The sequence below is a fragment of the Phenylobacterium glaciei genome (genome assembly GCF_016772415.1).
Classification (GTDB): Bacteria; Pseudomonadota; Alphaproteobacteria; order Caulobacterales; family Caulobacteraceae; genus Phenylobacterium; species Phenylobacterium glaciei.
In genome coordinates this window covers 1,257,145-1,282,824 of record NZ_JAGSGD010000001.1, presented here as the reverse complement: position 1 = coordinate 1,282,824, position 25,680 = coordinate 1,257,145, and the positions used below count along the sequence as shown (strand labels likewise).

Below are 25,680 nucleotides of genomic sequence, written 5' to 3'. Positions count from 1 at the left end.
TGCTTCCGACAGAAGAGCTGGGCGGACGTGGAGGAAGCCAATCTTGACCAGCGCCCCGACAGCCAACCCTTCAGGGCGCCTGTCCCTTGCGACCATACTGGCCTTCGCATGCACCAGCCTGCCGCTCTCGGCGCTGGGCATCGCCTTATCGGTCTATCTGCCGCGCTACTTCGCCAGCCACATCGGGGTCGAGCTGGCCATAGTCGGCGCGGTGTTCGCCACCGTGCGGATGATCGACATCCCCCTGGACCCGGCGCTCGGCATGATCATGGATCGGACCCGGACCCGCTGGGGCCGCTACCGGCTTTGGACGGTGATCGGGACGCCGATCCTGATGCTGGCGCTGCTGATGCTGTTCCAGGCGCCGGAGGGGTCGGGCCGGCTCTATCTCGGGGGCTGGTTGCTGGTCATGTACCTGGGCACCTCGATCCTGGGCCTCTCGCACTCCGCCTGGGCGGCGACCCTGGCCACGAACTATCACGAGCGCTCGCGCATCTTCGGGGTGATGACAGCGGTGGGCGTGCTGGGTTCTGTGCTGGTGCTGGCCATCCCCATCCTGCTGGAACAGCGGGGGATGACCGAGGCCCAGAGCGTGCAGGCCATGGGCTGGTTCGTGATCGCCCTGACCCCCATCGCCGTCCTGCTGGTGGTGGCCCGGACGCCGGAGCGGATCACCAAGGACGTCCACACAGGCCACTTCACGCTTCGGGAGTACTGGGCGCTGATCTCCCGACCGAACATGATCCGCATCCTGGCCGCCGACCTTTGCCTGTCGCTCGGCCCCGGGTGGATGGCCGCGCTCTATCTCTTCTATTTCAAGGACGCCCGTGGGTTCAGCACCACCGAGGCCAACATCCTGCTGGCGGTCTACATCCTGGCGGGCTTCGCCGGAGCGCCGGCCATCGGCTGGCTGGCGGCCCGGATCAGCAAACACCGGGCGGTGATGGTCGCCACCACCGGCTATTCGCTCATGCTGATGATGGTGGGTTTCCTGCCCAAGGGCGCCATGGGGCTGGCCCTGCCGGCCATGTTCGCCGCCGGCTTCCTGGCCGCCGGCTTCGGCGTGATGACGCGGGCCATTACCGCCGACATCGGCGACGAGGTGCGGCTGGAGGGGGGCAAGGAGCGGATCGGCCTGATCTACGCCCTGACCGTGCTCACCTCGAAGGTGGCAGGCGCCTTCTCCATCTTCCTGACCTTCACCGTCCTGGCGCGCGTCGGCTACAACGCCAAGGAAGGCGCGGTCAATTCCGCCCAGGCGATCCACAATCTTGAGCTGGCCTATCTGATCGGCCCGATCGTCTTCGTCATGTTGGGGGGCGCCTGCTTCATCGGCTACAAGCTCGATGCGAAGAATCACGCCGAGGTGCGACGCCAGCTGGACGAGCGGGACGCCCTCTACGACGAGGCGCCGATCATCGCCAGCGTGACGGCCGAGCCCGGCAACGTGGTGGTCGAGCCGCGAACCTGAAATCTTTTCCGCGCCCCTTCGGCGCACTCTGAATTTTTAGAACAGGCGCAATAAGCGCCGCCCCATTAGGAGGTCCATCATGGCGGTTTCGCCCCCAAGCCAGCGGCTATCCCTGCCGGTCGCGCTTTCCTTCGCCTCGACGGCCCTGCCCATCGCGGCCATCGGCCTGGTGATGGGCGTCTACCTGCCCCGGTTCTTCGCCGGGCACCTGGGTCTGTCCATGGTGGCGGTGGGGGCGGCGATCACCATCGTGCGCCTGCTCGACCTGGCCGTGGACCCCCTGCTGGGCATGGCGATGGACCGGACCACGTCGCGCTGGGGCCGCTATCGCCCCTGGCTGGTGGTGGGCGCGCCCCTGGTGATGGCCTCGGTCTACATGCTGTTCATGGCCGATACCGGCGTCAGCGAGGGCTTTGTCATCGGTTGGCTGCTGGTGCTTTATCTGGGGATCTCCATCGTCACCCTGGCCCAGGCGGCCTGGGGCGCCGCACTCGCCACCGACTACAATGACCGTTCCCGAGTCTACGGCGTCATCAGCGCCGTCGGCGTCATCGGCGCCGTGCTGATCCTGGTGGTGCAACTGGCCGTGAAAGGCAGCTTCGCCGACAGCGTCCACGCCATGGGCTGGTTCTGCATCGTCCTGCTGCCCATCACCGTCACGCTCTGTATCTGGATCAGCCCCGAGCGGGTGGCGCCCAAGACCACCGGCGAGCACGCCAGCTTCTCCGACTACTGGAAGCTGATCACCCGTCCCGAGATGATGCGGCTGATCCTCGCCGATTTCGTCATGGCGCTCGGCCCCGGCACCACGGCGGCCCTCTATCTGTTCTTCTTCCATGACGCCCGCGGCTATACGGGCCCGCAGACCTCGATCCTGCTGATGTTCTATATCGCCGCGGGTCTGGCCGGCGCGATCTTCTGGAGCTGGCTGGCCCAGAAGATGGGCAAGCACCGCACCCTGATGCTGACCTCGGTCTGCTACGCCTTCACCCAGTCGGCCCTGATGATCATTCCCAAGGCCACCATGGCGCTGGCCATCCCCGGCATGTTCGCCGTGGGCTTCGTCTCCTCGGCCTTCGTGCTGATCGTCCGCGCCATGGTGGCCGACGTCGCCGACGAGGTGCGTCTTGAAACGGGCGAAGAGCGGGCCGGACTGCTCTACGCCCTGGTCACCACCACCCAGAAGATCGGCGGGGCCATCACCGTCGGCATCAGCTTCACCGTGCTGGGCATGGTCGGCTACAACGCCAGCGAAGGCGCCGTGAACACGCCCGAGGCCATCCGCGGCCTGGAGCTCTGCTACGTGTTCGCGCCGATCATCCTGGTGTTCGTCGGCGGGGCCTGCTTCATCGGCTGGAAGCTGGACGCCGCCCGCCACGGCGAGGTCCGCCGTCAGCTCGACCTTCGCGACGCCCTGGCCGCCGAGGCCGGCGTCCTGGCCACCAACTCCGGCGTCTCGCTGCCTGACGCCAAGGCCTGACCTCCCGCGTCCTGGCCTCAGCGGGCCGGGACGCCCGGCGCCCCTACGGAAAGTGCTTGCGCGCGCTCTCCGCCCACGCTCTCCTGACCGGCATAAGCGCCCCCAGAGGCGCACCAGTTATTTTTGAGGAGACGCCCGTGGCTTCCAACACCGCCCCTTCGGCGGCCGGTCGGCTATCGACCCCAGTGATTTTCGCATTCGCCAGCGCCGGGGTTCCCGGCGCCATGCTCGCCCTGATCCTCGGCACCTATCTGCCGCGCTTCTATGCGGGCCACATCGGCATTTCGCTGCTGGCCGTCGGCGGGGCGGTGGCGATGGTCCGGCTCATCGACCTGGGCTTCGACCTGGTGATCGGCGGCGCGATGGACCGCACCCGCACCCGGTTCGGCCGCTACCGCGTCTGGTACGCGCTGGGCATCCCGCTCCTGATCCTGTCGATCTACAAGATCCTCAATCCGCCGGCCGACGCCGGGACGGGCTATCTCGTCCTCTGGCTGCTGGTGACCTACACCGGCACCTCGATCACCGGCCTGTCCCACGCCGCCTGGGCCGCGGCCCTGGCCACCGGCTACAACGAGCGCTCGCGCATCTACGGCTGGATGCAGGCCGTGGCTGTGGCCGGCTCCGTCACCCTGCTGCTGATGCCGCTGCTGACCCATGGCGCGATCCAGCCCGGCAAGGGCGAGAGCATGCAGGCCATCGGTTACATCATCATCTGCCTGATCCCCTTCACGGCGGCGGCCAGCATCTTCTTCGCGCCGGAGAAGATCACCACCGAAAAGCCCGAGCACGCCACCCTGAAGGACTACATGCAGGTCTTCACCCAGCCCTCGATGGTGCGGCTGGTGATCGCCGACCTGTTCCTGGTGCTGGGCCCCGGCACGACGGGCCCGATCTACATCTTCTTCTTCCACGACGCGAAGGGCTTCCCGATCACCCAGGTCAGCCTGTTGCTGATCCCCTATATCGGGGCGGGTCTGTTCGGGGCGCCGTTCTGGGCGCGCATCGCTCAGAAGCTCGGCAAACACCGCACCCTGCAGGTGGCGACGGTCTGCTACGCCGTGGCCCAGACGGTGCTGATGGCGATCCCCAAGGGCCTGTTCGTGCCCACCGCCGTGGGCATGTTCGCCGTCGGCTTCTGCGCCAGCGCCTTCGTCCTGCTGATCCGCGCCATGGTGGCCGACGTCGGCGACGAGCTGCGGCTGAAGACCGGCAAGGAACAGACCGGCCTGCTCTACGCCCTGGTGACCATGACCCAGAAGTTCGGGTCGTCGATCACCGTGGCCATCGTATTCCCGGTGCTGGCCTTCGTCGGCTACAACGCCAAGGACGGCGCCATCAACACCGAGACGGCGATCCGCGGCCTGGAGATGTGCTACCTGTTCGCCCCCATCGCCCTGGTGCTGGTCGGCGGCGCCTGCTTCTTCGGCTACAAGCTGGACCGCGACCGGCACGCCGACATCCGCAGCCAGCTGGACGCCCAGGCCGCCACCCTGACCGAGGCCATCGAGGACGAGCCCCTGACCACGGTGGGTTCGGGCCCCTCGCCCATCACGCCGACGCGGCCGACTTAGAGCAGCGCCTTGGCGATCTGGTTGAAGACGTTGGCCGCGGGGCTCGAAGGGGCCGCCGCGGTCACCGGTCGGCCGTCGTCGCAGGCCTGGCGCAGGGCCTGGTCCAGGGGGATCTCGCCCAGCAGGGGCAGGCCCATCTTCGCCGCCTCCGCCTTGCCGCCACCCTCGCCGAAGATCGGGATGCGGGCGCCGGTGGCGGGGTCGGGGAAGTAGGACATGTTCTCCACGAACCCCAGGATCGGGGTGTTGGTCTTCTGGAACATGGCCACGGCGCGGCGCGCATCGATCAGGGCGATCTCCTGCGGGGTGGAGACGATGACCACCCCGTCGAGCTTGATCTTCTGAACCAGGGTCAGCTGGATGTCGCCGGTGCCGGGCGGCATGTCGACGACGAGGATATCGAGGGGCTCGGCCTCGCTGCCCCAGGCCACGTCGTTGGCCATCTGGCGCACGGCCGAGGAGGCCATGGGCCCGCGCCAGATCATCGGCGCGGCCTCGTCTACCAGGAAGCCGATGGACATCACCTTCATCCCCCAGGCTTGCAGCGGGATCAGCTTCTTGTCGGGGCCGAAGCCCGGATCGCCGTCGATCCCCAGCATGCGCGGGGCGGACGGCCCGTAGATGTCGGCGTCCAGCAGCCCGACCCTCAGGCCCATGGCGGCGAAGGCGGCGGCGAGGTTGACCGAGATGGTGGACTTGCCCACCCCGCCCTTGCCGCTGGCCACGGCGATGACGCGGCGGACGTGGTCGGGACGGACGGCGTCGACGGGCGGCTTGGGGGCGGCGGTAGGATCCTGGGTCACCCGGGCGCCCTTGACCACGCGGGTGACGCCCGGCGCGGGCGGCGGCGGCTGGTCGGCCTCGACCGTCAGCATGACGCTGGCCTGGGCCACGCCGTCGACCTGCATCAAGGCGCGCTCGGCCTCGGCGCGGGTCGGCTCGTAGAGCGGGATATCCTTTGCCGCCACCTCCAGCACGAAGCCGGCGCGGCCCGGCGCCAGGTTCAGGCCGTGGACCAGGCGGGCGGCGACGAGGCCCTTGCCGGTCTTGGGATCCAGCACCCGATCCAGGGCGGCCAGGACAACGGCGCGTTCGGGGGCGGTTTCGGCGTTCATGACACCCGTGTGTCTTGCGTTGCGGGCTTGCGCGCCTCATATCCGGCTGACAGCGCCGGTTTACAAGCCCGACGACAGGCAGCAACTTCCGCCGCCGCGCCGAGACAAAGAAGCAGACGACGCGACCATGCCCTGGAACGACAATGCGAACCCCGGCCCCTGGGGTACTCCGCCTTCTGGTGAGGGCGGCGACAAGCAGCCCCCCAAGAGCTCCGGCCCGCAACGCGGCGGCGGTGGCCCACGCCGTCCCGGCGGCCCTGGCGGTCCTGGCGGACCCGATATCTCGGCGACCCTCGACCGGCTGATCGCGCAGCTGCGCGGCCTGCTGGGCGGCGCCGGTGGTCCCGGCGACGGCATCCGTCCCGGCGCCGTGGCCGCGGTGGCCGGCGCGGGCTTCGCGATCTGGGCCCTGTCGGGCCTCTACATCGTCCAGCCCAACGAGGAGGCGGTGGTCACCACCTTCGGCGCCTATTCGCGCTCGGAGAGCCCGGGCCTGCGCTACCACCTGCCCACCCCCATCGAGCATGTGGAGAAGGTGGCGGTCACCAGCCTGAACCGGATCGACGTCGGGGGCGCCGCCGGCGCCGACGTGCCGGAAGAAAGCCTGATGCTGACCGGTGACGAGAATATCGTGAACCTGGACTTCAGCGTGACCTGGCGCGTCGCCGACGCCGCCAAGTACGTGTTTACTGTCCGCGACCAGGAAGACGCCGTCAAAGCCGTGTCCGAAAGCGCCATGCGCGAGGTGGTGGGCAAGACCACCCTGCAGGACATCCTGACCACTGGCCGCGGCAAGGTGCAGACCCAGTCGGCCGAACTGATGCAGAAGACCCTGGACGGCTGGGGCGCGGGCGTCAGCGTCGTCGAGGTCCAGATCCGCAGCGCCAACCCGCCGCAGGAAGTGGTCGCCGCCTTCCGCGAAGTGGCCAACGCCGGCCAGGACGCCGAAAGCGCCGTCAACGAAGCCAATTCCTATCGCAACCGGGTGATCAATGAAGCCAAGGGCGACGCCGCCAAGCTGACCCAGTCGGCCCAGGGCTATCGCGAGCAGGCGGTGCGGGAAGCCATCGGTGAAGCCTCGCGCTTCAGCCAGATCCTGACCGAGTACAAGCGCGCGCCGGGCGTGACCCGGGACCGCCTCTATATAGAGACCATGCAGCGGGTGCTGTCGCGCTCCAACAAGGTGGTCATCGACGGCAAGGGCGCCAGCGCCCCGATCATCCTGCCGCCCGATGTGTTCCGGCCCAAGACCGCCACCGCCCGTGTCGAACCCCAGGCGGAGGGCGGCCGTGTCGTCACGCCCAGTCCGGGAGCCCCGCAATGAACCGCCGCCTGACCACCTGGGGCCTCATCGCGCTTGGCGTCGTGATCGTCCTGTTCAACACCGTCTTCGTCGTCGAGCAACGCCAGCAGGCCATCGTGGTCCGCTTCGGCGAACCGGTCCGCGTGATCAATGCGCCGGGTGAGAACGCGCCGGGCCTGAAGATCAAGGCGCCCTTCCTCGAGAACGTCATCAAGCTGGACAAGCGCAACCTGAAGCTCGAGGCCGACCAGGAAGAGGTCATCGCCGCCGACCAGGAGCGCCTGGTGGTGGACGCCTTCGTCCGCTACCGCATCTCCAATCCGCTGCAGTACTACCGGACCCTGCGCGACGAGCGGACCGCCAACGACCGCATCGAGCGGCTGCTGAACTCGTCCCTGCGCCAGATCCTCGGCTCGGCGACCTCCAGTGACATCATTTCCGGACGCCGCGGCGCCCTGATGGCCCAGACCAAGGTGGACGTGGCCAAGCGCGCCAACTCCTCGCGCCTGGGCATCCAGATCATCGACGTACGGATCAAGCGCGCCGACCTGCCCGCCGCCAACCAGGCGGCCGTCTATCGCCGCATGCAGACCAGCCGCCAGCAGGAAGCCGCCCAGCGGCGGGCCGAGGGCGAACAGAAGAAGCGCGAGATCATCGCCGGCGCCGACAAGGAAGTGGCCATCACGCTGGCCACCGCCACCGAAGAGGCCGAGACCACCCGAGGCGAGGGCGACGGCCAGCGCACCCGGATCTTCGCCCAGAGCTTCGGCCGCGATCCCAGCTTCGCGGCCTTCTACCGCTCGATGCAGGCGTACGAAGCCGCCCTCGGCCAGGGCGACACCACGATGGTGCTGTCCCCCGACAGCGCCTTCTTCAAGTACTTCGAACGCGGACCCAACGCGCGGTAATTGGCCCAGGTCCCTTCTCCCCTTGCGGGAGAAGGAATTTAACCCAGCAAACCCCGCACCTCGTGCAGGTCCGCAGCGATGCGGACGCAGAGGGCGTGCATCTCCTGCGTGGGGTCCAGCAGGTCGGGGACCATGATGGTCATCATGCCGGCCGACGACGCGGCGCGGACGCCGTTGTGACTGTCTTCCAGGGCCAGGCAGAACTCCGGCGCGATACCGAGGCGTTCAGCGGCCTTGAGGAAGGGGTCGGGGTTGGGCTTGCCGTTGACGTAGTCGCCACGGGCGATGACCGCGTGGAAGCGCGGGAGGACGCCGGTCTTGCCCAGATGGGCCTCCACGGCCCGGTGGCTCGATGAGGTGGCGATGGCGCGCGGCAGGTCCAGGGCGTCGAGGGTGTCCAGCAATTCGATGACCCCGGTCTTCAGGTCGATGCCGCGCTCGCAGGCGATTTCCACATGCTCCGAGACCCGGGCGTTGAAGGCCGCAATCGGGAAGTCCTCGCCGAAGTGGTTGAGCACCTGGCGGTCGCTCATGGGGCCCGGCAGGCCGATCATGCTCTTGAACAGCGAGAGCGGCATGTCGTGGCCGTGCTCGGCGGCGGTGGCGAACATGGAGTCGCGGTAGACGACCTCGGTGTCGCAGAGCAGGCCGTCCATGTCGAAGACGACGGCCTTGGGGATGCGGGGCAATGTCATGGTCTGGCCTTAGCGCAAGGCCCGCCCGCCCGCCCAATCAAGCCTGGCGTCAGTCTGTAACGAAGTCGGCCGCCGTATAGCCCTGGAAGTAGAGCAGCGCCGTCAGGTCGGCATAGTCCACCTTGGCGTCGGCCTCGGCGGCGACGATGGGCTTGGCGCGGTAGGCGACGCCGAGGCCCGCCGCGTTGATCATGGCCAGGTCGTTGGCGCCGTCGCCGACCGCCAGGGCGTCAGCCGGGGTGAAGCCCGCCGCGGCGGTCTCCTCGCGCAGGGCGGCCAGCTTGGCCTCGCGGCCAAGGATCGGAGAGCCCACCTCGCCAGTGAGCAGGCCGCCAGCCTCGATCAGGGTGTTGGCGCGGTTGGCCTGGAAGCCGGCGGCCTGGGCCACGCGGCTGGTGAAGAAGGTGAAGCCGCCGGAGACCAGGAAGGCCCCTGCCCCATTGGCGGTCATGGTGCGCACCAGGGTCCGCGCGCCGGGGTTCAGCCTCACCCGCTCGTCGTAGCAGCGTTGCAGGACGTCGACCGACAGGTCCTTCAGCATGGCCACCCGCTCGCGCAGGGCCTGCTCGAAGTCCAGTTCGCCGCGCATGGCGCGCTCGGTGATCTGCGAGACCCTGTCCTTCACCCCGGCGAAATCGGCCAGCTCGTCGATGCACTCGCAGCCGATGATGGTGGAGTCCATGTCGGCGATCAGCAGGCGCTTGCGGCGGCCGTTCCAGTGCTGGACGCAGGCGTCGACGGGCAGGCCTTCGAGGGCATTGGCGACCGCGATGCGGACGGGCGCGATGGCGTCGGCCTCGACGGCGAGATCGACGGCGCCCGGGCCCAGGACGCGGGGCTCCTTGACGCGGGCGCGGGCGCCTGCGAGCGCTGTGGTGATCGGGCCGATGGCGGCCTGGGCCGCCTCTGGCGTGGGACTGACGAGGGTAAGGGCGAGCTGCATGGAGCCCCGCATCTGGCTGATCGCCGGGCCCACCGCAAGCGGCAAGTCAGCCCTGGCCCTGCGTCTGGCTCAGAAGACCGGGGCCGAGATCGTCGGCGCCGACGCCCTGCAGATCTATCGCGACCTGCGGGTGGTGACGGCGCGGCCCTCCCACGAGGACGAGGCCTGGGTCCCGCATCACCTGGTGGGAACCGTGGACGGCGCCGACGGCTGGTCGGTGGGGACCTGGTCGCGGGCGGCCGCCCAGGAGATCGCCGAGATCACCGGGCGCGGGCAATCGGTCGTCGTCGTGGGCGGGACCGGGCTCTATTTTCGCGCCCTGACCCACGGCCTGGCGGAGATCCCAGCCACGCCGCCGGAGGTGCGCGACCAGGCCGCCGCCGACTATGACACGATGGGCGAGGTCGGCTTCCGTCGCCGGCTGGCGGACGCCGATCCCGCCGCCGCCTTGCGGATCAGTCCCGGCGACAAGCAGCGGCTGGTCCGGGCCTGGGAGGTGTTCGCCGCCAGCGGGGTTTCGCTCACCGATTGGCAGGGGCGTACGGACCCCGCCCTGCCCGCCGGCAGCTATTCGTCCGTCGCGCTGGAGCCGGACCGCAAGGCGCTCTACGACCGCTGCGACGCCCGGTTCGAAGCCATGCTGGCGGCGGGCGCCCTGGAAGAGGTGGCCGAACTGATGGCGCGGGATCTCGACCCCGCCCTGCCGATCATGAAGGCGGTGGGGGTGCGCGAACTGGCGGCCCAGCTGCGCGGTGAGCTGACCCCGGCCCAGGCGCTCACCGCCGCCCAGCAGGAAACCCGCCGCTACGCCAAGCGCCAGTCCACCTGGCAACGGGGGCAGATGGCCGACTGGCCACGGATCACGGCCACCGACCCGGACGACCAGTGGAGGCAGTTTCTTGCGCTGAACCCCGGCTTGACGCCCTGACGGGGGCATGGCATCAGCAGGGACCTTCGTTTCTGGAGAATGCTCGTGCGCGAGATTCTTGTACTTGTACGGCGACCTGTCGCGGACTGACGATCACGTCAGTCTGAACAAGGTCGCTTGCACCGGGCCCCCAGAGGGCCTTTTTTAATGCCCCACACCAGGCCCCCCGAAATGACCGCTCACCAGACCACCATCGAAGCCGATATCGAAACCCTGACCGGCGCGGAGATCGTCGTGCGCGCCCTGATCGACCAGGGCGTCGAGGTGCTGTTCGGCTATCCGGGCGGGGCCGTGCTGCCGATCTATGACGCGCTGTTCGAAGAGACGCGCCTGCAGCACGTGCTGGTCCGCCACGAGCAGGGGGCGACCCACGCCGCCGAGGGCTATGCGCGCTCCACCGGCAAGTGCGGCGTGGTCCTGGTGACCTCCGGTCCCGGCGCCACCAATGCGGTCACCGGCATCGTCGATGCTTTGATGGACTCCATCCCGATGGTGGTGATCACCGGCCAGGTCGCCACCCACCTGATCGGCACCGACGCCTTCCAGGAGTGCGACACCGTCGGCATCACCCGGCCGATCACCAAGCAGAACTATCTGGTGAAGTCGGTGGAGGACCTGCCGCGCATCATGCACGAGGCCTTCCACATCGCCACCTCGGGCCGTCCGGGGCCGGTGGTCATCGACATCCCCAAGGACGTGCAGTTCTCCAAGGGCGCCTATCAGGGTCCCAAGGCGGTCAAACACAACCACGAGTACAATCCCCGCACCAAGGGCGACGCCGGCAAGGTGGCCGAGGCCGCGGCCCTGATCGCCGGTGCGCGCAAGCCGATCCTCTACACCGGCGGCGGCGTCATCAATGCCGGCCCCAAGGCCGCCCAGCTGCTGCGCGACTTCGCCAAGCTGACCGGCGCGCCGGTGACCTCGACCCTGATGGGCCTGGGCGCCTTCCCGGCGTCCGATCCGCAGTGGCTGGGGATGCTGGGCATGCACGGGGCCTATGAGGCCAACCACGCCATGCACGACTGCGACGTCATGGTCTGCATCGGCGCGCGCTTCGACGACCGGGTCACCGGCCGGCTGGACGCCTTCTCGCCGGGGTCGAAGAAGATCCACATCGACATCGACGCTTCTTCGATCTCCAAGAACGTCAAGGCCGACATCGGCATCGTCGGCGACGCGGGCTCGGTGCTCGAGGACCTGATCGCCGCCTGGAAGAGCCGCAACGCGGCCACCGACAAGGCGGCCCTGACGGAGTGGTGGGCGCAGATCGACCACTGGCGCGCGCGCAAGGGCTTCGCCTATTCGCCCGATAGCAAGCTGATCAAGCCCCAGTACGCCGTCCAGCGGCTGTACGAGCTGACCAAGGACCGCGACACCTACATCACCACCGAGGTGGGCCAGCACCAGATGTGGGCCGCCCAGTACTATCACTTCGACCAGCCCAACCGCTGGATGACCTCCGGCGGCCTGGGGACCATGGGCTACGGCCTGCCGGCCGCCGTGGGCGTGCAGATGGCCCACCCCGACTCGCTGGTGATCGACATCGCCGGCGACGCCAGCGTGCAGATGACCATGCAGGAGATGGCCACGGCCATTCAGTACGACCTGCCGATCAAGATCTTCATCCTGAACAACGAGTGGATGGGGATGGTCCGCCAGTGGCAGCAGCTGCTGCACGGGGAACGCTACAGCCACTCCTATTCGGCCAGCCTGCCCGACTTCGTGAAGATGGCCGAAGCCTTCGGCGGGATCGGCATCCGGGCCGAAACGCCGGGTGAGCTGGACGACAAGATCCTGGAGATGATCTCGGTTCGAAAGCCCGTGCTGTTCGACTGCCGGGTCACCAAGGAAGAGAACTGCTTCCCGATGATCCCGTCCGGCAAGGCCCACAACGAGATGATCCTGGCCAATGATGGCCGCGACCTGGGCGGCGTCATCGACGACGCCGGCAAGCGACTGGTCTAGGACGTTTGGTGCGTCCTTCTCCCCTTGCGGGAGAAGGTGTCGCGCGAAGGTGCGACCGATGAGGGCGCGCTCCCTTCTCAGAACAACAACTCCCGTCATCCCGGACGGCCGATAGGCCGATCCGGGACCCAGGGGCCGAGCGCTCCGCCCCTGGGTCCCGGCTCTCCGCTTCGCTACGGCCGGGATGACGTGAACGAGTTTGCTTGAGAAGCCTGTCGAGTCCGCACTGTAGTAGGCGGCGGAGGCAAGAGATCGGCCTCCGCCTCTGTTCCGTTAGTCGTCGACGCGGGCTTCGGCGGAGCCGCTGAGCACTTCGACGCCGGCCTGGTTGACCGTCTTGACGTCGAACTCGGCGATCTTGGCGCCGTCCTTGTCGCTGATCGCCTTCAGCGTGGCCGTCGCGTCCAGGGTGTCGCCCGGCCAGACCTGGCTGGTGAAGCGCACGCCGTACTTGGTCAGCCGGGCGTCGCCCACATAGTCGGTGAGCATCTTGCCGGTCATGCCCATGGTCAGCATGCCGTGGGCGAAGACCGACGGGTATCCGGCCACCTGGGTGGTGAAGATCTCGTCGGTGTGCAGCGGGTTGTAGTCGCCGGACGCGCCGGCGTACTGGACGATCTGGGTCCGCTTGAGGTCATCCACCAGGCGGGCGGTGTGGGCGTCGCCCACCTTCAGGGATTTCGCGCTGAGCGCCATGTTCTTACGCCTTCTCAGCGGGTTGTTCGACGGGGCGTTCGGTGCGGACACCGACGCCGCGGGCGGTGATCACCAGTTCGCCCGTCTGGTCGCGGTACTCGGTGACGCTCTCGGAGAAGACCAGCTTGCCCGAGCGCTTGCCTTCCTTTTCCCAGGTCTTGCCGGGCGTCGTGGTGGCGGTGAGCACGTCGCCGGCCTTGAGCGCACGGTGATACTCGAAGTGCTGCTCGGCATGCAGGCCGCCGCCGCCCCCACCACCGCCGCCACCAGGCGCGCGGGTGATGCCGGTGGCGTTCTTGCCCGAGCCGAACCAGGGCTGGCCGATCTTGGGCCGCAGGCCGTAGTCGGGGTCGAACTGGGCGCTGGCCTGGGCGAAGGTCGGGGGGGCGATGATGCCGCCGGCTTCGGTGGTCTTGGCGTAGTCGGCGTCGGAATAGACGCGGTTATCGTCGCCGACCGATCGGGCGAACATGAGGATGTGTCCCGCTTCGACGGGGAATGTCTTGGTAGCCAATTGGCGCTCCCTCTCCTGTGCGGTCATTGCCGCTCTCAAAATTCTATACCGGCTACTTTAGGGTCAGCTAGCGCGCCGTCCACTCCGGCTGACCGATGCGGCTCACGCGGATCAGCCGGCCGTACAGACCAACCTCGCGGAATTGGTACAGCCAGGCCGCGGTCGGCGGGTTGATCCAGTTGTCGTCGGCGAACATCCGCAGGATGGGCTCGCCGCCGTCGGGGTGCTCCTCGCTCATCGGCGACCCCGGATGATCCAGACGCGCCACCGGCTCGAACCAGGCGCGGTCCACCTCCGTCGGATCGGGACTGAGGCTCAGGGTCTCGTCGGTCCAGAACACCACCGGGGTCACCACGTGGCCGCCCAGGGTCTCGAAGTCGTCCAACATCCCCAGAGCCTCCTCCGGCGCGATGGCGACACCCAACTCCTCGGAGGTCTCACGGATGGCGCCGGCGATAGCGTCCTCGCCTGGCTCCAGGTTGCCGCCCGGCAGGGCGTAGTTGCCGGCGCCCCGGCGCATGGTGAGCGCCCGGCGGGTCAGCAGGTAGGTGAGCTCACCGTCCCGGGCCGACAGCACGATGGCCACAGCCGCCCGCCGGCGCTCGCCCGTTTCCAGGGCGATGCGCGGAAAGGCCGCGAGGTTGGCGGCGATGCGGTCCCGGTCTGCGTGCATGTCGCCAAGCATGCCGACCTGGACCGCCAGGGCAAGCCGCTTACGCCTTGAGCCGTAAACCTCCCAGATAGTCGCGCTTGCCCAGCGGCACGCCCTGCATGCGCAGAATGTCGTAGGCGGTGGTGGCGTGGAAATGCAGGTTGGGCAGGGAGAAGGACATCAGGAAGCCCTCCGCCGTGAAGGGCATCCGCATCGAGCCCATGACAAAGGCCATGTCCTGGCCCTCGAAGCCGTTGACCTCGGCGGGGTCGAGGGCCTTCAGCGAGGCCTGCGCGTCGGCCACCAGCTTCTGCAGATCGGCGTAGCTGAGCGGCGGGGAGGCGCCGCCCGGCGAGAAGGTCCCGGCCCGCACGCCGTCGATGGCTTCGGAGGAGTGGTGCACCACCGACGAGATCTGGAACCAGAAGGGCAGCATGTCGGGGAACAGGCGGACGTCGACGATCGAGTTGGGATCGACATTGTTGTCGGTGAAGTGGGACAGGCCCCGGTCGAGGAAACCGGCAACGCCGTTCAGCGACTGCAGGAATGAAGTGACGCTGACGTCGTAGAGTGAAATCGCCATGGCCTGAGGCCTCCCGTGCTTGTTGTGAAGCTGCTTGTCCGACATCCGCGCCGGGGAAGGCCAGCGATTTTCGGACTCACCGCGCGGCGGCCATCCCTTGCCCGGAGGCGGCGCTTGTGACACCTCCCTGCCGACGCCTTCTGCGAGACCTCGACATGTCCGACACCCAGCCCGCCTCCGTCTATGACCTGACGCCTTCGGAAGAGGCCGAGAGCCTGGCGACCTTCGCCATCCTGGTGGACAACGAGCCAGGGGTCCTGCACCGGCTGGTGGGGCTGTTCGCGGCCCGGGGCTACAATATCGAGAGCCTGACGGTGGCCGAGACCGACCGTCGCGCCCACACCAGCCGCGTCACCATCGTCACCCGGGGCACCCCGCATGTGCTGATGCAGATCGAGGCCCAGCTGGAGAAGATGGTGGCCACGCGCCACGTGCAGGACATCACCCGCGACCCCAACGGCCTGGAGCGCGAACTGGCGCTGGTGAAGGTCAAGGGGTCGGGCGGCGACCGGGTCGAGGCCCTGCGCATCGCCGACATCTTCCGCGCCAAGGTGCTGGACACCACCATCGACAGCTTCATCTTCGAGCTGACCGGCGCCTCGTCGAAGATCGACAAGTTCGTCGACCTGATGCGGCCCCTGGGCCTGGTGGAGCTGTCGCGCACCGGCGTCCTGTCGATCACCCGCGGGGCCGAGGTCTTCTAGGTTCTGGTGACCAGGTGGTTACCCAATCATCTGATCGCTGATTCAAGGCTGCGAGCGCTATTCGCAGGGTCCGGGCGGCACGCTGCGGGACCTGATGACTCTTCGCTCCGGCCAACCCAGCTCAACGAAGAACTGTCGTTGCGGGTGCAGAAGAATTGTGGGTCAAGTCGATCGGAAGATCGGTTCCCCTGAAGCCATCATCGCTTGGCCGGGCGCTCGTCCACGGATTGCTGATCTCTCCACTTTGAGGGTGTCGAGCCCAACTCTCGCTTGAACGCCCGGCTGAAGGCCTCATCGGATCCGTAACCCACCTCCTCAGCGATTTGCGCGATCGTCTTGCGCGTTTCTCGAAGACGCCGCTTAGCTGTTTGAAGCCGCCAGTTCGTCAGGTACCGGATAGGCGGCATGCCGATCAGCGCCGTGAAGCGATCAACGAACGCGCTACGCGACATAGAGGCTTCCCTGGCCAGAGAGTCCGTCGACCAGGGCGACCGGATGTTGTGATGTATCGCGGCCAGGGCGCGACCGATCTGCGGATCGGCGACTCCCTTCAACCATCCCCCAGCCTGCCCGGTGAGCGTCACGGAGTATTGGCGCATCGCCTCGACGAAGAGCGTTTCGGAGAGCCGCGACATCAGGCCCGAGGAAGCGAGTTTGCCAGTCGTCAGTTCGCTGGCGGCATATCGCACCGAGGCTTCGACCCAGTCCCGCGATACACCCTCGGTGATGTCGAGTTTCAGCACTCTTGGCAGGGCGGCGATCAACGGATTGTAAGTTTCCTCGCTGCCGAGAAAGCCACACACAATGTGCGTCGCCTCGCCGCCGCCGCCATACAGAACTCGCGCCAGTCCGCCATCCGCCGACGGTTGGATAAGACTACGCGCGCTCGTTGGCGCGAGGCCCGATGTGCTGGCCAGCGTGTGGACGTCATTCCTGGGCAGGAGCACGATCTCGCCGGCTCGCACCTCGATAGTGGGTTCCTCATCGACGCTGAGCAGCAGTCCTCCAGCGATCACGAAGTGGTAGGCGATCAGAAGCGCCGGCTTGACTAGGAAACCCGCGCAATCCTCGGCAAGGATGTTGGTGCGCACGCACCATGGCGTCGTGAATTGTGCGTCGAGGAAAATGCCGCCCGTCAGGCGAACCGACCGAAGCACCTCCGAAAGCGGATCAATCACGGTGGCCACCCTCAGGCTTGGACGAACCGTCGGTTGATCCGGTCAGGCGATCATTCGCCCAATCACAATTCGCCCTATTAATGGGCGCCATTGGAAGTTCCAACCAACTGCTGCATCTCGACCCTCCCCGGCTGGTCGGCGTCTTGGCGGGTTGACGGACGTCCGATAATCGCCCGCGCGATCCACTGTCTGTTTCCGCCGCAGCCGTCGAAGGTGGGCAGACGCGCTTCATGCGGCAATCACAACGTTTTTGAAAACCCTGAGGAATCGAATGGCAGGTCTTGTTGCGGTCATATACGGCGTCATCGCGTACGGCGTCACGCTCGTTTCGCTACTCTATCTCGTTGGTTTCATGGGGAACCTCATCGTTCCGAAGTCGGTCGACTCAGGGATGGCGGGGCCTCTGCTTCCGAGCGTGATCATCGACATCATGCTGATCGGACTTTTCACGATTCAGCACAGTGTGATGGCGCGCCAGGGCTTCAAGCGCTGGTGGGCGCGGTTCGTGCCGCCCATGGTCGAACGCAGCACCTATGTGCTCGTCACCAGTCTCGCCTTGATGCTCCTGTACTGGCAATGGCGGCCCATCCCCACGCTTGTCTGGGCGGCGCGCGAACCGATCGCCGTGGCGGCGCTCGACGGCATCTTCTGGCTGGGTTGGTTCGTCCTGGTGGCCAGCACCTTTCTGCTCAGCCATTTCGAGATGTTCGGACTTAGTCAGGTCTTCGCGCGCCTGTTCGGCAAGGCGCAACCGGAGCCGAAATTCCGCGCGCCCCTCTTCTACCGTCGTGTCCGCCATCCGATCCAGCTCGGCGTCCTGCTCGCCGTCTGGGCCACGCCCACGATGACCGTGGGGCATCTGCTGTTCTCGGTGGTAACCACCGGCTACATCCTGGTCGGCATTCAGTTGGAAGAGCGCGATCTGGTTCAGCAGTTCGGCGACCAGTATCGCAACTACCGGCGTCAAGCGGCAATGCTCGTGCCGCTTCCGGGCCGCAAGTTCGTCGATCCGAAAGACGTCAAGCTCTAGTCGCGGGGACAACGGGGGCAGCTTACCGGGGTGGACCCCAGACTGGAGTGCGCCTCTGAGATGAGACAGATAGAATAGAGACAGTTTTCACCGGAAAATCGAACTCCAAGAGTCTGGCTCATAATACTCATGTCGAATTTCTCGGGCTTTTCAACATTTGCGTCATGAATTCAATCGAGGCGATCAGGATCCATGCGGTTGAATTCTCGTGGGTGGTCTCGAAGTCATTGACGAGGCGACGGCTTACGCTTTCCTGCTGCAGATCATCCAAAAAACTGATCCCCCGGCCAATAGGCCATCAACATAAGAACGACAACGCCATGAACCAGACGCAGCGATCAAAGTATCTACGGGCCGCATTGGAAGTATTGGCAGTGGTTGGCCTCGCCTTCGCCTCCGGGGCTGGGGCGACCCCTGCTCCCGCGGCGCCCGCTCCTCCAAACTGCAGTGCCGCCGCAGAATACCACCACTTGGATTTCTGGATCGGCGACTGGGACACCTTCGAGACCGAAGCCCCGGGCGGCCCGTCTCTGGCTCGCGCCCACGTCGATTCCATCGCCCAGGGGTGCGCCATCCATGAGCTCTATGAGCAGAACGATGGGCTCATTGGCGACAGCATCCTAAGCTACGATCCCGTGCGCAAACAATGGCAACAGACCTGGGTCACCAATCGCGGTTCGATTATGGTGATCGTCGGCAACTTCAAGGACGGCGCGCTGGTTCTCGAAGGCGAGGTGCACCTCCAGGATGGTAAGTCGGTCATTCAACGCATCACCTGGACGGTCCAAAATAAGGGCGTGCGGGAGTCGGCGATGTTGTCGAAAGACGACGGCAAGACGTGGTCGCCGGCGTTCGACGTACTGTTCCTCAAGCACAAAGATTAGTCATTAACGGGCGGGGATCATCGAATGAAAGCCGCGCCCATCATATCCAGGGCGCCGCAGTTCATTCCCCGCCGCCCTTTTTTGGGCCTGTAGTCAGAGGCTGACGACGTGATGGATGGTCTGGAACCTGCTGGCTCCGAGTATGAGGCGGGCGCAGCCGCGCGACTGTGGGTCAAGCCCGTCGTCAACAGGACCTGGAACGTCGGCGCGACAGACGACCACACAGGTTCGTGAAAAACAGACCGCTTGGACGGTTTGTTTGTTGACGCGCGGTGAGTCCGGGTGTCTTTTCCTGCCAACGACGAGGCTGATCGGCGCGGACCCGCGAGGGTCCGAGCCAGAACCGGCCCAGACGGGGATTTGGAAACGACAGGCGATCCATTCATCGCCAGCCTGCTTTTAGTTGATTGATAGATTTCGCCATTTTGCTGCTCGGCCCAATTTCAGGGCCGGGCCGCGCTGAGTAATTTTCAATTGGACGAATTTGACATTCAGACGGCTCGGCGCCGGCGGCTCCTCCAGGATGCCGCAGGCGTCATGGCTCACCTTCGGCGCCGGCGTCCGTGCGGTTTCGCATGGGCGCCGCGCTCCGATATCGGGCGCGGGAGTTCACAGATCACAGAGGTCCTCCCAAGCGGTCGCAAAGATCGTCTGGGCACTGGCGCCGGCGCGCGAGACGCGTCGGCGTCTCTTTTCTTCACCTTGCCTCCCGTGGCGGAACGCCCGCAGGATGGATTGAGGCTGGGAGACGACTGACATGGGCGACAAGGCGGTCATCGCCCCCGAGGCGCGGCGCAGCCAGGCCGAACGTACGGCCAGCATGCGGGCCCGGCTGATCGACGCCGCGGTCGATTGCCTGAACCGGCTCGGCTATTCGGCCACCACGCTCTCGACCATCGCCGAGGCCGCCGGCGTCAGCCGCGGCGGCATGCTGCACCAGTTCCCGTCCAAGGTGGACCTGATGCTGGCGGTGGTCGCTTACGCCTCCGGCGCCGACGAGCGGTCGCACCAGCCGCCGGCCCTGAACGACGACGATGACAAGCTGGCCTATTTCATGTCGCGCACCGAGACGACCTGGACGGTGCTGATCCAGGAGCCGGCCATGGCCAAGCTCGAGATCATGATGGCCGCCCGCTCCGACAAGGTGCTGGCCGCCAAGCTGCCCGACATGTTCAACAGCATCGAACAGAACCGCCGCCACCGGATGTGGGAGCTGGCCCAGGAGATCGGCATCGAGGACCGCGAGGCCATCGACGCCATGGTGGGCCTGCACATGGCGGCGATGCGCGGCCTGGCCATGGAGCTGCTGGTCACCGGCGACCGGGCCCAGGTGGAGCGCTCCTTCGCGCTCCTGAAGTCCTACAAGGACATCCTGATCACCGGCCTGCTCGCCAAGGCCCAGGCCGGCAGGGCCCTCGCCTAGGCGACACGCCCGCTAGGCCACCGCGCCTTCGGGAATTTCACGGCTGGCGATGATCCGGCGGCGCACGATGGTGCGCATGGTCACGTACTGGATCGCGAACAGGGTGAGTTTGGTGGCCAAGGGGAAGATCGCCATGAAGGCCACCCAGTGGTCGGTGAAGGCCACCGCCACGATGGCGTTAACGATGCCGCTCACAAACATCAGGCCAGCCCAGGCATAGCCGAAGGCGACCATGACATCCTCGCCGTGACCGGCGGCGATCGGCGGCATGTAGCGCAGCATCCAGCCGCGCTTGAGCATGAAGGCGCCCACCAGCACATAGATCACCGTCGGCTTGACCATCAGGAAGCGCATGTCGTGGGTCAGCAGGCTGGCCGTGCCGAACACCAGGACCAGGCCAAGGCCCAGCCACTGCAGCGGCGCGATGGGCCTCTTCATGATCTTGAGAACCACCACCTGCCCCACGCCGATGGCGATGGCGACGGTGGCGGCGATGGTGGGATCGACCTTCAGGGCCACCAGGACCAGGAAGACGATGGTGGCCAGGAAATCCAGGACCAGGGGGCGGGCGGCGTAGAGCAGGGGATGCATCGGCGGGCTCTCGGGACAGGGCGAAACGTGATGCCCAAAGGCTAGGGGCGAAGGCCGTTTTCCGCCTAACCCGCTCACGCAGAATCCGTGGTGGTCCGCGAACCCACCCGCCCATTCACGCATCGCGAGCCGCAGGAGACCTGTTTTTTCCATCGGTTCTTCAATCCTGAACCAATCGGGCCTATATGTGCGGGGTCGGGTTTCGGCCCGACTATGAGGATAAACGCGCTCGTAATAAGCGGACTGGACCCGGGTGCGATTCCCGGCGGCTCCACCAATCTTCCCCCCGGTTATCGCGGGCAAGTGCGGGGCCGATCAGCATCGACAGACGTCTAAAGGTGTTGCTTTCTTCCGGCTTGGCCCACCGTTTCGGGCCTTTATCTAAATGCGAACGATAACTTCGCTGAAGAAGTCCGTTTGGCCGCGTAAGCGACCCGATAGATTTCGACCTAAACTCCTAGCGTCTTAGCAGCGCTAGGCGGGGCCCGGAGGGCGCCTTGCAACAGAAGCCCTCCACCTTTCCCCCGTCCTCGTTTTCTCAGTTGAAGTGCGCGGGCCGGGCGCCGCCGCAGACGGCTTCGCGCGCGGCGGGCAGGAAGAGCACGTAGTCCGGTTTCACCTGCGCCATCACCCGCCAGTCGAAGGTGCAGCGGTCCTCGTGGATCCAGGCGAGTTTGCCGACGTGGGCGGCGAAATAGGGCGGCATGGGATCGGCGGTGAAGCTGTCGCCGACAATCAGCACCGTGGGGCCGGGCTTACCCGTGTCGATGACGAAGGGCTGCGCTGAGCGCGCCTCCAGGCCTGGGATCGGCGCGCGGGCGACGCCAGGCGGCAGGGCGGTGGCGTCATAGACCTCCACCTGCTCGATGGCCTGGGGCTGGCCGGCCAGACGCGGCAGGTCGCCGTTGTCGAGGGCGACGGTGGCCCAGGACAGCGCCTGCGGATCGATGCGCCAGCCGGGTTGCCCCATGGCCTCGACGATCTGGCCGTAGGCCATCAGTGACCCGCGCAAGGACCAGTGGCTATCGAGCTGGCGATAGGCCTGTCCGTCAGCGCGGGCGGCGCGCAGGACGGGGCGCAGGTCCACGGCGGTGACGCCGCATTGGGCGAGGCCCGCAAGGATCAGGTCGTACTCGGTGGGGGACTTGGCCGGTCCCGCCCAGTCGGGCGCCAGGTCCGGCTCGATCTCGGCCGGCGACGGGGCGAGGCTGGCCACCACGGTCACGCCGGGCAGTTTGCTCATGGCCTCGCAGACGAAGGCGGCGTAGTCGGCGGCGCGGGCGGGATCGACATCCTGGCCGGTGGAACGCAGCAAGCCGTCCACCAGGAACATCTGACCCTTGTGGCCGGTGACGGCGGCGGCGGCGGCCCCCTCCCCGCCCAGCTTGCGTTGCAGCTTGGCGGCGGCGCGCATCAGGGGGTCGCGGAAGCCGAAGTGATCGGCGAGATACGCGTCGAGGACGCGGGGCAGCTTGCGCCATTCGCTCGCCGTGGTCGGCATGGTCGGCGCGGACGCCAAGCGGCGGTTCTCCTGCAGCGACACCGTCTTGAACGGTGCGAAGGGCATGGCCAGCACCGGCGCGACCAGGACGGCCAGGACCGCGAGGACCAGATAGCGGCGGGGGCGGGTCATCAGCATGGCGGCCCCCTAGAACCGGAAGTACAGGAAGGGGCTATAGGCGCCCCAGGCGACCTTCAGCAGGCAGAGCGCCAGCAGGATCACGATCCCCGCCGCATCGGCCCAGGCCAGGCCCTGGAGCCTGCGCACGGCCCTGGGCAGGCCGAACACCGCCAGCAGGCCGGCCAGCGGGACCAGCCACAGATGCAGGGGTTGCAGCGCCGCATCGGTCTGGGCCTGCAGGCCGCCGAGCCCGCGCAGACCGGCCATGCCGGTCCAGAGGTCGAGGACGCGCCCGAGGTCATGGCTGCGGAACAGCACCCAGCCGAGGGTCACAGCGGCCAAGGCATAGACCCAGCCGATCATGCGCGGGAGCCTGGCCAGAAGGCGGCCCAGCCCGGCCCGCTCGATCACCAGGAAGACCCCATGCCACGCGCCCCAGAGCACGAAGGTCCAGGCCGCCCCATGCCAGAGGCCGCACAGCAGGAAGACCACGATCAGGTTGCGCCAGGTCTTCCAGGCCGGACCGCGATTGCCCCCCAGCGGGATGTAGAGATAGTCGCGGAACCAGGTGGACAGGCTGATGTGCCAGCGCCGCCAGAACTCGGTGATCGAGGCCGAGGCATAGGGCGTGCGGAAGTTGCGTGGCAGGGAGAAGCCGAAGATGACGCCCAGACCGATCGCCATGGTCGAGTAGCCGGCGAAGTCGAAATAGATCTGCAGGGCGTAGGCGCCGGCCCCCAGCCAGGCCTCGATCAGTCCGGGCGCCTTGGCGTGGTCGAAGACGGCGTCGGCCAGGGGGGCGATGGGGTCGGCGATCAGCAGCTTTTGCGCCAGACCGATGATGAACAGCCGCATGCCCGCCGAGGCCCGCCCCAGGCTGTGGCGCCGGCTTGCGAGCCGGCGCGCGATGGTCTTGTAGCGGACGATGGGCCCGGCGATCAGCTGCGGGAACAGGGCGATGTAGAGCGCCACCTGGGCCGGATCGCGATTGGCGGGGAAGCGGCGCCGGTAGGTGTCGATCAGGTAGGACAGGCCGTGGAAGGTGAAGAAGGAAATCCCCAGCGGCAGGGGGATCTGTGGGTCCGGCAGCCCGGCGCTGACCGCGATCAGGCCCACATACTTGAACACCGTCAGGGTCGAGAGATTGATCGCCACAGCCAGGGCCAGGGCGGTCTTGCGCGCCGCGCCGTCGCGGGCGTCGATGGCGAGCGCCGCGGCGTAGTTCACCAGAGTCATGGCCGCCATCAGCACGACGAAGACCGGCTCGCCCCAGGCGTAGAACACCAGGGAGGCGGCCAGCAGGACGGCGTTCTTCGCCGGCGTCGACGGGCTGGCGAAATAGGCCGCCAGGCACAGCGGCAGGAAGACGAACAGGAAGGTCGGCGATGCAAACAGCATGGTCTTGGACGGCGGCCCCCGGACAGATTCCGCAATAGGGGCATCCGCCATGTCCGCCAAGCGCGTGGCGCCGACGACGCAGCGCGCGTTTTGACTCGCCTGCCGCCTTGCGCGGACGCCGGGAGGCGTTACCCTTTGTGAAGTTACCTATCGCCCCTCGGAGACACCATGGCTCAGGACCCGCCGGCCCAAGACCAGATGCACTACGAGGCGATGGCTCAGGAAGCGCTGCGTGGTGTGGTCAAGGCCGCCCTGAAGCGCGCCGCGGCTCCCGACGGCCTGCCGGGGGCGCACCATTTCTACATCACCTTCAAGAGCGAGGCGCCCGGGGTCTCCGGCCCCGCCGACCTGCTGGGCAAGTACCCGGACGAGATGACCATCGTCCTGCAGCACCAGTACTGGGACCTGGCGCCCGGCGAGACCTTCTTCTCCGTCACCCTGAAGTTCGGCGGCCAGCCCAAGCGGCTGTCTGTGCCCTATGCGGCGGTGACCCGGTTCTACGACCCCAGCGTCCAGTTCCTGCTGTCCTTCGAGCCCACGCCGGTGGCCGGCGAGGTCCGGGCTCCGGCCGCCGAGAAGGCCGCGCCCGCGACGGACGCCGCCGATGTCGATCCGGAAGCGGCCAACGTCGTTTCCCTGGACCAATTCCGCAAGAAGTGAGCCCCCGACCATGACCGACGTCGCAGCCCCGGAGGCCCTGACCGACGAGGCGATCCTGGCGCGCTTCCTGCGTTCCAAGAACCAGCCCACCGGCTCCCAGACCCTGGGCTTCCGCATGGTGGCCGTCAGCCAGGCCGAGAAGTCGGTGGAGGTGGCCTTCGAGGCCCGGGCCGAACTGCTGCTCAACCCGATGAAGCAGATCCAGGGCGGCTACCTCTGCGCCATGCTGGACGAGGCCATGTCGACGGCCTGCATGGTGGCCTCGGGCATGACCCATGTCGCTCCTACCGCCGAGATGAAGACCACCTTCTTCCGCCCCGCCATGCCTGGCGTCCTGAAGGGTATCGGCCGGGTGGCCAAGTGGGGGCGGACCATCGCCTTCACCGAGGGCGAGCTCTACGACGCCGACGGCCGACTGGTGGCCAAGGCCACGGGCACGGCGGTCCCCACCCCCTTCCAGAGCTACAAGAAGTAGCATGGGCGCGCGCCGCGGTTTCCTCGGCGTCCTGATCGTCCTGCTGCTCGGCTGGACGGCCCCGGCCTTTGCGGCGACGGGCCCCTTCTCCGACTGGGCCGCGGTGGTCGTGGCCGGCGACTGGCACGCCCACTCGGGCGGCCCTTCCGAAGCCTTCGACAACGCGCGCCGCGATGTCTCCCAGGAACTGGAGCGGATCGGCTTCGACAAGGCCAACCTGCGGCAGCTTTCCGTCCGGCCCGAGCGCTACAAGGACGTCAAGGCCGGCAAGTCCAGCCCCAAGGCCATCTACGAGGCCCTGACCGAGATCGCCCCCAAGGCCCAGGGCGGCTGCCTGGTCTATTTCTCCTCGCACGGCGCGCCGCAGGGGGTGCTGGTGGACCAGAGCATCCTACCCCCGCCCCTGCTGGGCGCGATCCTGGACCGCACCTGCGGCCAGCGTCCGACGGTGGTGGTGATCTCGGCCTGCTTCTCCGGCGTCTTCATCCCGGATCTGGCCCAGCCCAACCGCATGATCCTGACCGCCGCGCGGCCCGACCGCACCTCCTTCGGCTGCGGCGAGGCCAACAAGTATCCGTTCTTCGACGAATGCTTCCTGCAGTCGAGTTCAGCGGCCCATGACTTCCCGAGCCTGGCCAAGGAAGTCCAGGCCTGCGTGGCCGCCCGCGAGAAGAAGGAGGGCATGACGCCGCCCTCCGAACCCCAGGTCTGGATCGGCCCGCAGTTGCGCCCGATGCTGCCGCTGTACCCGTTCCCGGTGGGTCCACCGCCGAAGGGGTGATGGCAGGGGTGACAACCTGTCTTCCCTTACGGTCAGGCGCCGGGTTGAAGAGCGCGCAGGCGTCTCTACAAGGAGGTCTCGCGCCAGCCCTTCACCCGAAGCCGATCT

At 67.1% G+C, this 25,680-nt stretch carries 25 protein-coding genes and 1 other RNA gene; 15 read left to right on the top strand and 11 right to left on the bottom strand.

Annotated features, from left to right (window positions below; translation table 11 throughout):
• Window positions 1–43 precede the first annotated feature (43 nt).
• From JKL49_RS06140 to JKL49_RS06130, 3 genes are all read left to right on the top strand, one after another.
• Entirely contained in the window at window positions 44–1,471 is a 1,428-nt protein-coding gene (locus tag JKL49_RS06140; RefSeq protein ID WP_215339022.1) for an MFS transporter, read from the top strand.
• A 79-nt stretch (window positions 1,472–1,550) separates the two neighbouring features.
• The gene (locus tag JKL49_RS06135) at window positions 1,551–2,951 is read left to right on the top strand and encodes an MFS transporter (RefSeq protein WP_215339020.1); all 1,401 of its coding nucleotides are present in this window, start codon (window positions 1,551–1,553) and stop codon (window positions 2,949–2,951) included.
• Window positions 2,952–3,088: 137 nt separating this feature from the next.
• Entirely contained in the window at window positions 3,089–4,525 is a 1,437-nt protein-coding gene (locus JKL49_RS06130; protein WP_215339018.1) for an MFS transporter, read from the top strand.
• Here JKL49_RS06130 and JKL49_RS06125 read toward each other — a convergent pair.
• Window positions 4,522–5,640 (bottom strand): Mrp/NBP35 family ATP-binding protein, encoded by a 1,119-nt coding sequence (locus JKL49_RS06125; RefSeq protein WP_215339016.1) that lies wholly within the window; start codon window positions 5,638–5,640, stop codon window positions 4,522–4,524. The two genes, JKL49_RS06130 and JKL49_RS06125, sit on opposite strands and share 4 nt — an antisense overlap.
• A gap of 127 nt (window positions 5,641–5,767) precedes the next feature.
• Between JKL49_RS06125 and hflK the strand changes: the two genes are divergently transcribed.
• Window positions 5,768–6,964, top strand: a complete 1,197-nt coding sequence (gene hflK / locus JKL49_RS06120; RefSeq protein ID WP_215339014.1) for an FtsH protease activity modulator HflK — start codon at window positions 5,768–5,770, stop codon at window positions 6,962–6,964.
• Complete coding sequence (gene hflC / locus JKL49_RS06115) at window positions 6,961–7,851, top strand: protease modulator HflC (protein WP_215339012.1); 891 nt, start codon at window positions 6,961–6,963, stop codon at window positions 7,849–7,851. The genes hflK and hflC overlap by 4 nt, the downstream gene beginning before the upstream one ends.
• Before the next feature lie 38 nt (window positions 7,852–7,889).
• Here the strand turns inward: hflC and JKL49_RS06110 are convergent, their stop codons facing one another.
• The gene (locus JKL49_RS06110) at window positions 7,890–8,546 is read right to left on the bottom strand and encodes an HAD family hydrolase (protein ID WP_215339009.1); all 657 of its coding nucleotides are present in this window, start codon (window positions 8,544–8,546) and stop codon (window positions 7,890–7,892) included.
• Between the two features lie 49 nt (window positions 8,547–8,595).
• Window positions 8,596–9,489 carry a phosphoserine phosphatase SerB gene (gene serB, locus JKL49_RS06105; protein WP_215339007.1) on the bottom strand — a complete coding sequence of 298 codons (894 nt, stop codon included), beginning with the start codon at window positions 9,487–9,489 and terminating at the stop codon, window positions 8,596–8,598.
• Between serB and miaA the strand changes: the two genes are divergently transcribed.
• Window positions 9,488–10,417 carry a tRNA (adenosine(37)-N6)-dimethylallyltransferase MiaA gene (gene miaA / locus JKL49_RS06100; protein WP_215339005.1) on the top strand — a complete coding sequence of 310 codons (930 nt, stop codon included), beginning with the start codon at window positions 9,488–9,490 and terminating at the stop codon, window positions 10,415–10,417. The genes serB and miaA overlap by 2 nt on opposite strands.
• Window positions 10,418–10,588: 171 nt before the next feature.
• The gene (locus JKL49_RS06095; protein ID WP_215339003.1) at window positions 10,589–12,382 is read left to right on the top strand and encodes an acetolactate synthase 3 large subunit; all 1,794 of its coding nucleotides are present in this window, start codon (window positions 10,589–10,591) and stop codon (window positions 12,380–12,382) included.
• A gap of 273 nt (window positions 12,383–12,655) precedes the next feature.
• Here JKL49_RS06095 and JKL49_RS06090 read toward each other — a convergent pair whose 3' ends face one another.
• Genes JKL49_RS06090 through JKL49_RS06075 form a run of 4 tightly spaced genes read right to left on the bottom strand, consistent with a single transcriptional unit; the run spans window position 12,656 to window position 14,827 of the window.
• The gene (locus tag JKL49_RS06090; protein WP_215339001.1) at window positions 12,656–13,078 is read right to left on the bottom strand and encodes a MaoC/PaaZ C-terminal domain-containing protein; all 423 of its coding nucleotides are present in this window, start codon (window positions 13,076–13,078) and stop codon (window positions 12,656–12,658) included.
• Window positions 13,079–13,082: 4 nt separating this feature from the next.
• Window positions 13,083–13,619, bottom strand: coding sequence for an FAS1-like dehydratase domain-containing protein (locus tag JKL49_RS06085; protein ID WP_283816625.1), 537 nt, complete (start codon window positions 13,617–13,619; stop codon window positions 13,083–13,085).
• A gap of 40 nt (window positions 13,620–13,659) precedes the next feature.
• A complete protein-coding gene (locus tag JKL49_RS06080) occupies window positions 13,660–14,265 on the bottom strand; it encodes an NUDIX hydrolase (RefSeq protein ID WP_215338997.1) in 606 nt (201 codons plus the stop codon).
• Between the two features lie 40 nt (window positions 14,266–14,305).
• Complete coding sequence (locus JKL49_RS06075) at window positions 14,306–14,827, bottom strand: DUF1993 domain-containing protein (protein WP_215338996.1); 522 nt, start codon at window positions 14,825–14,827, stop codon at window positions 14,306–14,308.
• Window positions 14,828–14,982: 155 nt separating this feature from the next.
• Between JKL49_RS06075 and ilvN the strand changes: the two genes are divergently transcribed.
• Entirely contained in the window at window positions 14,983–15,531 is a 549-nt protein-coding gene (gene ilvN, locus JKL49_RS06070) for an acetolactate synthase small subunit (RefSeq protein WP_215338995.1), read from the top strand.
• 197 nt (window positions 15,532–15,728) lie between these two features.
• Here the strand turns inward: ilvN and JKL49_RS06065 are convergent, their stop codons facing one another.
• Window positions 15,729–16,718, bottom strand: coding sequence for an AraC family transcriptional regulator (locus tag JKL49_RS06065; RefSeq protein WP_215338994.1), 990 nt, complete (start codon window positions 16,716–16,718; stop codon window positions 15,729–15,731).
• Window positions 16,719–16,980: 262 nt separating this feature from the next.
• On the opposite strand from JKL49_RS06065, the gene mddA reads away from it, so the two are divergent.
• From mddA to JKL49_RS06050, 3 genes are all read left to right on the top strand, one after another.
• Window positions 16,981–17,739: a methanethiol S-methyltransferase gene (gene mddA / locus JKL49_RS06060; protein WP_215338993.1), complete on the top strand. Its 759-nt coding sequence runs from the start codon at window positions 16,981–16,983 to the stop codon at window positions 17,737–17,739.
• Between the two features lie 320 nt (window positions 17,740–18,059).
• Window positions 18,060–18,623 (top strand): hypothetical protein, encoded by a 564-nt coding sequence (locus tag JKL49_RS06055; protein WP_215338992.1) that lies wholly within the window; start codon window positions 18,060–18,062, stop codon window positions 18,621–18,623.
• A gap of 757 nt (window positions 18,624–19,380) precedes the next feature.
• Entirely contained in the window at window positions 19,381–20,046 is a 666-nt protein-coding gene (locus tag JKL49_RS06050; RefSeq protein ID WP_215338991.1) for a TetR/AcrR family transcriptional regulator, read from the top strand.
• 12 nt (window positions 20,047–20,058) lie between these two features.
• Here JKL49_RS06050 and JKL49_RS06045 read toward each other — a convergent pair whose 3' ends face one another.
• Window positions 20,059–20,637: an inner membrane-spanning protein YciB gene (locus JKL49_RS06045; protein ID WP_215338990.1), complete on the bottom strand. Its 579-nt coding sequence runs from the start codon at window positions 20,635–20,637 to the stop codon at window positions 20,059–20,061.
• Between the two features lie 155 nt (window positions 20,638–20,792).
• Between JKL49_RS06045 and ssrA the strand changes: the two genes are divergently transcribed.
• Window positions 20,793–21,155, top strand: a transfer-messenger RNA (tmRNA) gene (gene ssrA / locus JKL49_RS06040).
• 20 nt (window positions 21,156–21,175) lie between these two features.
• Here ssrA and JKL49_RS06035 read toward each other — a convergent pair.
• Window positions 21,176–22,276 (bottom strand): alginate O-acetyltransferase AlgX-related protein, encoded by a 1,101-nt coding sequence (locus JKL49_RS06035; protein WP_215338988.1) that lies wholly within the window; start codon window positions 22,274–22,276, stop codon window positions 21,176–21,178.
• Window positions 22,277–22,285: 9 nt separating this feature from the next.
• Window positions 22,286–23,656 carry an MBOAT family O-acyltransferase gene (locus JKL49_RS06030; RefSeq protein WP_215338986.1) on the bottom strand — a complete coding sequence of 457 codons (1,371 nt, stop codon included), beginning with the start codon at window positions 23,654–23,656 and terminating at the stop codon, window positions 22,286–22,288.
• 168 nt (window positions 23,657–23,824) lie between these two features.
• On the opposite strand from JKL49_RS06030, the gene JKL49_RS06025 reads away from it, so the two are divergent.
• Genes JKL49_RS06025 through JKL49_RS06015 form a run of 3 tightly spaced genes read left to right on the top strand, consistent with a single transcriptional unit; the run spans window position 23,825 to window position 25,572 of the window.
• Window positions 23,825–24,316, top strand: a complete 492-nt coding sequence (locus JKL49_RS06025; RefSeq protein WP_215338984.1) for an SspB family protein — start codon at window positions 23,825–23,827, stop codon at window positions 24,314–24,316.
• Window positions 24,317–24,326: 10 nt separating this feature from the next.
• Window positions 24,327–24,791, top strand: a complete 465-nt coding sequence (locus JKL49_RS06020) for a PaaI family thioesterase (protein ID WP_215338982.1) — start codon at window positions 24,327–24,329, stop codon at window positions 24,789–24,791.
• A 1-nt stretch (window position 24,792) separates the two neighbouring features.
• Window positions 24,793–25,572, top strand: a complete 780-nt coding sequence (locus tag JKL49_RS06015) for a C13 family peptidase (protein WP_215338980.1) — start codon at window positions 24,793–24,795, stop codon at window positions 25,570–25,572.
• Window positions 25,573–25,680 lie beyond the last annotated feature (108 nt).